The organism is Streptomyces vulcanius (assembly GCF_042653945.1).
Classification (GTDB): Bacteria; Actinomycetota; Actinomycetes; order Streptomycetales; family Streptomycetaceae; genus Streptomyces; species Streptomyces mangrovi.
The window spans coordinates 111,734-119,146 of sequence record NZ_JBHSFK010000037.1 but is presented as its reverse complement, the minus strand read 5'-3'; the positions used below and the strand labels follow the sequence as shown (position 1 = coordinate 119,146).

At 70.5% G+C, this 7,413-nt stretch carries 7 protein-coding genes; 6 read left to right on the top strand and 1 reads right to left on the bottom strand.

The annotated features are described in order from the left end of the window. The 6 genes from ACFPIH_RS41385 to ACFPIH_RS41360 all read left to right on the top strand — a co-directional run. Positions 1-678 (top strand): hypothetical protein (locus tag ACFPIH_RS41385; RefSeq protein WP_385878668.1); only part of this gene is annotated, 678 nt, incomplete at its 5' end. A gap of 114 nt (positions 679-792) precedes the next feature. Further along, a complete protein-coding gene (locus ACFPIH_RS41380) occupies positions 793-1,407 on the top strand; it encodes a pyridoxamine 5'-phosphate oxidase family protein (RefSeq protein ID WP_381177608.1) in 615 nt (204 codons plus the stop codon). Between the two features lie 105 nt (positions 1,408-1,512). After that, positions 1,513-3,207: a peroxidase family protein gene (locus ACFPIH_RS41375; RefSeq protein WP_381177611.1), complete on the top strand. Its 1,695-nt coding sequence runs from the start codon at positions 1,513-1,515 to the stop codon at positions 3,205-3,207. 87 nt (positions 3,208-3,294) lie between these two features. Next, complete coding sequence (locus tag ACFPIH_RS41370; protein ID WP_381177614.1) at positions 3,295-4,677, top strand: ferredoxin reductase family protein; 1,383 nt, start codon at positions 3,295-3,297, stop codon at positions 4,675-4,677. 67 nt (positions 4,678-4,744) lie between these two features. Then, positions 4,745-5,845, top strand: a complete 1,101-nt coding sequence (locus ACFPIH_RS41365; RefSeq protein WP_381177617.1) for an FMN-binding protein — start codon at positions 4,745-4,747, stop codon at positions 5,843-5,845. Beyond that, positions 5,838-6,641: an FAD:protein FMN transferase gene (locus ACFPIH_RS41360; RefSeq protein WP_385878664.1), complete on the top strand. Its 804-nt coding sequence runs from the start codon at positions 5,838-5,840 to the stop codon at positions 6,639-6,641. Before ACFPIH_RS41365 ends, ACFPIH_RS41360 begins: the two co-directional genes overlap by 8 nt. Positions 6,642-6,841: 200 nt before the next feature. Here ACFPIH_RS41360 and ACFPIH_RS41355 read toward each other — a convergent pair whose 3' ends face one another. Continuing rightward, positions 6,842-7,411 (bottom strand): arginine repressor, encoded by a 570-nt coding sequence (locus ACFPIH_RS41355; protein ID WP_381177621.1) that lies wholly within the window; start codon positions 7,409-7,411, stop codon positions 6,842-6,844. Between the last annotated feature and the right edge of the window lie 2 nt (positions 7,412-7,413).

Below are 7,413 nucleotides of genomic sequence, written 5' to 3'. Positions count from 1 at the left end.
GACCGCAACCTCACCCTGCTCCAGACGCAGATCGACGAGGCCAACCAGCGGCTGATCGACACCGTCGGCCAGGGCGGCGCGAACTTCGTGCAGAACGCGATCCTCGGCCCGCTGGAGGACAAGCGGATCGCCGTCGTCAACCGCATCGCCACCGCCATCGGCCGCACCGCCGACAAGCCGCAGGGCCTCGAGGCCCTCGCGCCGTGCGCGCTCGACGCGGGCGGCATCGCGGACACCGGCGAGGAAGCCGGCGCGGAGGACGGTGCCGGCGCGGAGGACAACGCGGACGCCGGGGCCGAGGCCACGGAGACCCCGGCCGAGGGCGCCGAGAACGGCGCGGAGGACACGGGCGAGGCGGGCGACGCGGGTGCCGAGGCGGGCGCCGCCGGCACCATCAGCTGCCCGGACGTCGCCTCGCAGCTCCCGGAGATCCCCGCCACCGCGCAGGCCGAGGTCGACCGCAACCTCACCCTGCTCCAGACGCAGATCGACGAGGCCAACCAGCGGCTGATCGACACCGTCGGCCAGGGCGGCGCGAACTTCGTGCAGAACGCGATCCTCGGCCCGCTGGAGGACAAGCGGACGTCCACGATCGACCGCATCGCCATCTCCATCGGCCGCGCCGGAACCAAGCCCACGGGCCTGGAGGCCCTGGCCGCCTGCACGTTGAACCAGTGACGTGACAGGCGCGGTGGCCGCCCCGAGGAAGCGCCGGCCGGGGCGGCCGCTGCGGCGACATCTCGAAGGCAATTACTTAGACACGCGAAATGCTTTCCCGGACAATCATGTGTCATGGGAAAGAGCTACGAACGCATAGACGGCAGGCTGCGCACCTTCATCGAGGCGCAGCCTCTTTTCTTCACCGCGACCGCGCCGCTGTCCGGCGACGGCACGGTGAACCTCTCCCCCAAGGGCCTCAAGGGCTCGTTCGCCGTGCTCGACGAGCACACCGTGGCGTACCTCGACTTCGCCGGCTCCAACGCGGAGACCGTCGCGCATCTGCGGGAGAACGGCCGGATCACGTTGATGTGGTGCGCGTTCCAGGGCCCGCCGAACATCGTGCGCGTGCACGGCCGGGGCGAGCCCGTGTTCCGGGACGACCCCCGCTTCGAGGAACTCCTCCCCCACTTCCCCCATATCGACCCCGGCCCGCACGGGCTGCGCGCGATCATCGTCGTGCGCGCGGAACTCGTGCGGGACACCTGTGGTTACGCGGTGCCCTTCATGACGTACGACGAGGACCGCGACCTGCACGGAAAGCGGTTCGCGCGGGAGGACGACGCGTCGCTCGACGCGTACTTCCACAAGAAGGACCACATCGCCACGAGCATCGACGGCCTGCCGGGGCTCCCCCTGCCGTTGCCGCCGACGCCGACGCGGATACAGACACAGACGCAGACGCCGTAAATGATGATAATCGGATATTTTTGATGGAATTCTCCCTTCCGGTCGTCCGGTCGCCTAGCGTGGCCCACCAGACCCACGCAACTTCCGGGACACATGGGGGAAATCATGTTCCGACCCGCACGCGAACCACAGAGCAAACGCCATGTCAGGTCCTCGTACTTCGTCGTCGGGGAAGGCGTCCTCGGCGACAACCGGGCCGACGAGGCCGCCGTACGACCGGCGGCGGCCTCGACCCTCGAGGCCCTGCGCAAGTTCCAGTTCTCCCGCCTGGGCCCCCAGGCCAAGCCCGACCGGCAACTGGACCGGGCCGCCCGCGCCGAGCTGGCCCAGGCGATGACCGACCCCGCCGCGGCCCAGCCCGACTCGGGCAATCCGAGGGTGCCGGCGGGCTTCACCTACCTGGGCCAGTTCGTGGACCACGACCTGACCCTGGACGCCACATCGGCGCAGCTCGAGGACGACGTCACCGTCAAGCAGCTCCTCCAGGGCCGGTCGCCCGCCCTCGATCTCGACTCGCTCTACGGCCTCGGTCCCGACCACCGCTTCGACCAGCGCTTCTACGAACCCGACGGGATCCACCTCAAGACCGGCACGACCCAGGGCATCCCGGCCGCGGCCGACATCACCGGGCAGCCGCTGGCCGGCTTCGACCTGCCCCGGGTGGGCGTCGGCTCGCTGAAGTCCGAGCGACGACGGCCGCTGATCCCCGACCCGCGCAACGACGAGAACCTCGTCGTCGCCCAGATCCACTGCGCCTTCCTCCGGTTCCACAACCGGCTGGCCACGGAACTCGCCGACAAGGGCGTCTCCAGCGCGGTGCTGTTCGAGTCGGCACGCGAAGCGGTCGTCAAGCACTACCAGTGGATGCTGCGCACCGACTTCCTGCCCAGGATCGTCGACGAGACGATCGTCGAGGAGGTCTTCACCAAGGGCCGCAAGGTGGTCGACCCGTCCCCGCACGACCAGGACTTCCCGACGATGCCGATCGAGTTCTCGGTGGCCGCCTACCGGCTCGGGCACAGCATGGTGCGTGGCGCCTACAACTGGAACCGGGTCTTCGACAACGGCCGCGGCACCCTGCCGCTGCTGTTCCGGTTCACCGGGACCAGCGGCATCCTCTCCCCGCCGCCGGACGACCCGGACAACCCCGAGGCCGGCGCCTTCGAGCACCTGCCCACCAACTGGATCGCCGACTTCCGGCGGCTGTTCGACTTCCGTGAGGCGGGCCGCGACGACCTCGGGGTGACGGACGCGCAGTTCAACGTCGCCAAACGCATCGATACCCTGCTGGTCAACCCGCTGGCCGAACTGCCGCTCGGCTCCTTCGGCGGACGCGGGAGCGCCCCCGACGAGATCGAGCGCAACCTGGCCTTCCGCAACCTCACCCGCGCCACCATGCTCCGGCTCGCCTCGGGGCAGCAGATGGCCAAGCACCTCATGGGCCGGGGCGTGGGGGTGAAGCCGCTGAGCGCGTCCGACTTCGACAACCGCGACGGAGCCCAGCTGAGCGACGCGCTGCGCAAGAAGCTCGCCGTCGACTGCCCGCTGTGGTTCTACGTCCTGCGCGAGGCCGAGGTGAACGGCGGCGGACGGCTGACCGGCGTCGGCGGGCGCATCGTCGCCGAGGTGTTCCACCGCGCCATGGAGGGCAGCCGGCACTCCATCGTCCGCGACCCCTTCTGGCGGCCCTTCCTCAGCCCGGTGGACGAGCGCAGGGACAAGGGGGTCTTCCAGATGACCGACCTGCTGCTGTACGCCTTCGAGGGCAGGGCTGAGCTGCTCAACCCGCTGGGTTCCTGACACAAACGCGCGGGCGGCGCACCGGCTGAACACAAAGCGGTCGAGGCACGTATCTGTGGGCCAAGGGTCAAGTCCCACGGAGGAACCGTGACCACCACGATCGCAGGCGGACGTGCCGCCCGCCGCCAGACGATGCGCCGCATCCGCCCGCGCCGATCCCCGGCCGTCCCGTTGCTGCTCGCCGTGTTCGCGGGCGCGGTGGGCGTGCTGTGGCTGTGGTGGGCGAACACGCCGAACATCGCGGACAACGACAGCAGGATCCTCAACGCGGGACGCATCACCGGTCTGCTGGCCGGGTACCTGATGGCACTCGTCGTGCTCCAGATGGCACGGGTGCCCGCACTGGAGCGGCGGGTCGGCTCGGACCGGGTCGCCCGCTGGCACGCGATGAGCGGCCGGTACACCCTCTGCCTGACCTTCGCGCACGTCTTCCTCATCATGTGGGGATACGCGCTCCAGGCAGGCAAGACGCTCGGCGACATCGTCCAGCAGACGATCGACTCGATCAACCAGCTGCCGGACATGGGCAAGGCGGCGATCGGCACCGGTCTGCTGGTGGTCATCGGCCTGGTGTCGGTCGGCCCGGTGCGCAGGAAGATGCCGTACGACACCTGGTACCACATCCACCTGATGACGTACGCGGCGGTGTTCCTGACGTTCTGGCACCAGCTCAGCACCGGCAACGAGTTCGCCGTCGAACCGGTCGCGAAGACCGTCTGGTACGGGCTGTACGGCACGGTCACCGCACTGGTGATCTGGTACCGCATCCTCACCCCGATCCGGCTGAACCTGCGTCACCGCATGTACGTCGAGGCGGTCATCGAGGAGACGCCCGGCATCGTGTCGGTGCTGATCGGCGGCCGCAAGCTGCACCGGATCGGCGCGGAGGCCGGGCAGTTCTTCCGGTGGCGGTTCCTGGCCCCGGGGATGCGCTTCAGCTCCCACCCGTACTCGCTGTCGGCGAACCCCCGCCCCGAGCTGCTGCGGATCACGGTCAAGGCGATCGGCGACCACACCGCGGCGCTGCGGGAACTGCGGCCCGGCACGAAGGTGTGGGCCGAGGGTCCTTACGGCGCGATGACCGCGTCCCGGCGCAGCCGCGGCAAGGTGCTGCTGGTCGCCGGCGGCGTGGGCATCACCCCGATGCGGACGCTGTTCGAGACGCTGCCGGGCGCGCCCGGTGACATCACGCTCCTCTACCGGGCCAACAGCACTCAGGACCTGGCGCTGTGGGACGAGCTGGCGAAGATCGCCGACGAGCGCGGGGCGCGGCTGATGTACGCGGTCAACAGCCCCGACGGGGAGCGTCCCGACATCTCGGCGGAGTCACTCCAGCGCAAGATCCCCGACATCGACGAGCACGACGTCTTCATGTGCGGGCCGAACGGCTTCGCCCAGGGGGTGTTCGAGTCCCTGCGCGGCGCAGGGGTCCCCGCCCGCCGTATCCACCACGAGTCTTTCGAGATGTGAGCGGAACCCACCACCGTCTCCCTCGCCCAACCACGCCCGTCCACGGGATTCAGGAGTTCAGGAACAGATGAGGAAGAGCCACCCTCTTCGGCGCGTCGTGCTGGCCAGCGCCGCCACCGTGTCCGGGATCGTGCTGCTGCTGACGCTGAAGCCGTCCTCCGATCCGTCGTCGACCGCCGAGGCCGCGGGCACCGGCGGCACGGCGGCTCAGGAAGCCGCCCAGGGCGGGGCCGGGGCGGTCGTGTCGGGCACGATGACCGGCGACGCCGTCAAGACGCAGTACGGCAATGTCCAGGTCCGGATCACCGTCGTCAACAACAAGATCACCAAGGCCGAGGCGGTGCAGGCGCCCGAGGGCGGGACCAGCACCCAGAAGACCGAACTGGCCGTCCCCAAGCTCAACGCGGACGTCCTGGCCAAGCAGACCTCCGAGATCGACACGGTCTCCGGGGCGACCTACACCAGCGAGGGCTACAAGAAGTCCCTGCAGTCCGCGATCGACAAGGCCAACGCGAGCGCCACCCAGGGCGGCGGCCAGGGCGGCGGCAGCGCGCTGGCGGCCGGCAGCTTCACGGGTGACGTGCAGCAGACGGAGTACGGCAACGTCCAGGTGAAGATCACCGTCGCCGGCGGGAAGATCACCAAGTCGGAGGCGGTGCAGGCGCCCAAGGGCGGCACCAGCGACCAGAAGACCGCGCTGTCGGTGCCGAAGCTCAACGCGGCGGCGGTCACCAAGCAGAGCGCGGACGTCGACACGGTCTCCGGGGCGACGTACACCAGCGAGGGCTACAAGAAGTCGCTGCAGTCGGCGATCGACAAGGCGAAGGCGGGCGGAGGCGCGCAGCAGGGCTCCGGATCCTCGGAGTCGGCGGGATCGTCCTCGGGGGCCGCTCAGGCCCGTACCGTCACCGGTACGGTCGCGCAGACGCAGTACGGGCCCGTGCAGGTCCGGATCACCGTCGTCGACGGGAAGATCACCAAGGCCGAGGCGGTCCAGGCGCCCAAGGGCGGCACCAGCGACCAGAAGACCGCGCTGTCGGTGCCGAAGCTCAACGCGGCGGCGGTCACCAAGCAGAGCGCGGACGTCGACACGGTCTCCGGGGCGACGTACACCAGCGAGGGCTACAAGAAGTCCCTGCAGTCGGCGCTGGACCAGGCCGGTGGCTGACACCGTGACCGAGTCGGAGGCGGCTCCCGCCGCGGTTCGTCATGCGGAGGAGGTCATGGGGACCGTGTTCTCCTTCGACGTCCGCGGCGGGGACACGGAGGCGGTACGGGCGGCGCTCGACGCGGCGCTCGCTTCCCTGCACCGGGTGAACGAGGTGTTCAGCACCTACCGCGAGGGCAGCCAGGTCTCCCGGCTGGCGCGCGGGGAGCTGGCCGTCGAGGACTGCGATCCCGAGGTGACCGAGGTGCTGGCACTGGGCGCCGAGGCGGAACGGGTGAGCGACGGCTGGTTCAGCATGCGCTACGAGGGCCGGCTCGACCCGACCGGGATCGTCAAGGGATGGGCCACCGAGCGGGCGGCGCGGCTGATCTCGGGGGTGCCCGGGGTGAGCGGCGTCAGCCTCAACGGCGGCGGGGACGTGCAGTTGCTGGGCGTTCCCGGGCCGGAACGGCCCTGGCGGGTCGGGGTGTCCGATCCGCTGCGGCCGGGCGGGCTCGCGGCGGTGGTGTCGGCGGCGGGCGCGGACGAGCTGGCGGTGGCCACCTCGGGGACGGCGGAGCGGGGCGCCCATATCGTCGACCCGCGCACGGGTCGGTCCGCGGTGACCGATCTCGTCGCCGTGACGGTGGTGTCCCCCAAGCTGACCTGGGCGGACTGCTGGGCGACGGCGGCGTTCGCGATGGGGTCGCGGGGAGCGCTGGAGTGGCTGGAGGCGCTTCCGGACGTGGAGGCGCTGCTGATCACCGCCGGCGACGAGGTGCGCTGCACCGGGGGCTTGGCGGCGCGGCTCGGCTGAGCGCGGCCGGGGGTGGGTTTCACTTGCCCGCGCTAGCGGGGTGCCGCTGCGCCCACCCGTGCCGCCCCTAGCGGCACGCATGCCCGCAGTTCAGCGGCTGGATTTGGCAGCGCAGGTGACTGCAACTCCCTAGGGGCGCGGGGAACTGCGCGATCGGCCACATACAGCCCGCAGTCGGCGTAAAACCGCGACCCGCCCCCTCAGTGGCCGTTCTGAGCAAGTCGGAGCAAGTGGTCGGCCAGGGCCTGGCCCCCCGTCGCCTCCCGGCTGATCAGCAGCAGCGTGTCGTCGCCCGCGATCGTCCCGAGGATGTCGTGCAGCTCCGCCTGGTCGATCGCCGAGGCCAGGAACTGGGCCGCGCCCGGTGGGGTGCGCAGGACCACGAGGTTCGCCGAAGCCTCCGCGGAGATCAGCAACTCCTGGGAGAGGCGCCGCATGCGCTCCTCCTTCGCCGACTCCCCCAGCGGTGCCCGGGGGGTCCGGAAACCCCCCTCGCTCGGCACCGCGTAGATCAGGTCGCCGTCGGTGTTGCGGATCTTCACCGCGTTCAGCTCGTCCAGGTCCCGCGACAGCGTCGCCTGCGTGACGCTCAGCCCGTCGTCGGCGAGCAGCTTCGCCAACTGGCTCTGCGAGCGCACCGGTTGCCGGTTGAGGATGTCCACGATCCGGCGGTGGCGGGCGGTGCGGGTCTGCGGCACGGCGGGCCCGTTGGCTCCGGGCTGCTCGTGATCCTGCTCGTGATCCTGCTCGTGATCCTGGCCCTGGCTCATCG

Excerpts from the sequence above, each read along its gene's own strand:
- ACFPIH_RS41380 (WP_381177608.1), top strand. The coding sequence starts at position 793 with ATGGGAAAGAGCTACGAACGCATAGACGGCAGGCTGCGCACCTTCATC.
- ACFPIH_RS41375 (WP_381177611.1), top strand. The coding sequence starts at position 1,513 with ATGTTCCGACCCGCACGCGAACCACAGAGCAAACGCCATGTCAGGTCC.
- ACFPIH_RS41365 (WP_381177617.1), top strand. The coding sequence starts at position 4,745 with ATGAGGAAGAGCCACCCTCTTCGGCGCGTCGTGCTGGCCAGCGCCGCC.
- ACFPIH_RS41355 (WP_381177621.1), bottom strand. The coding sequence starts at position 7,411 with ATGAGCCAGGGCCAGGATCACGAGCAGGATCACGAGCAGGATCACGAG.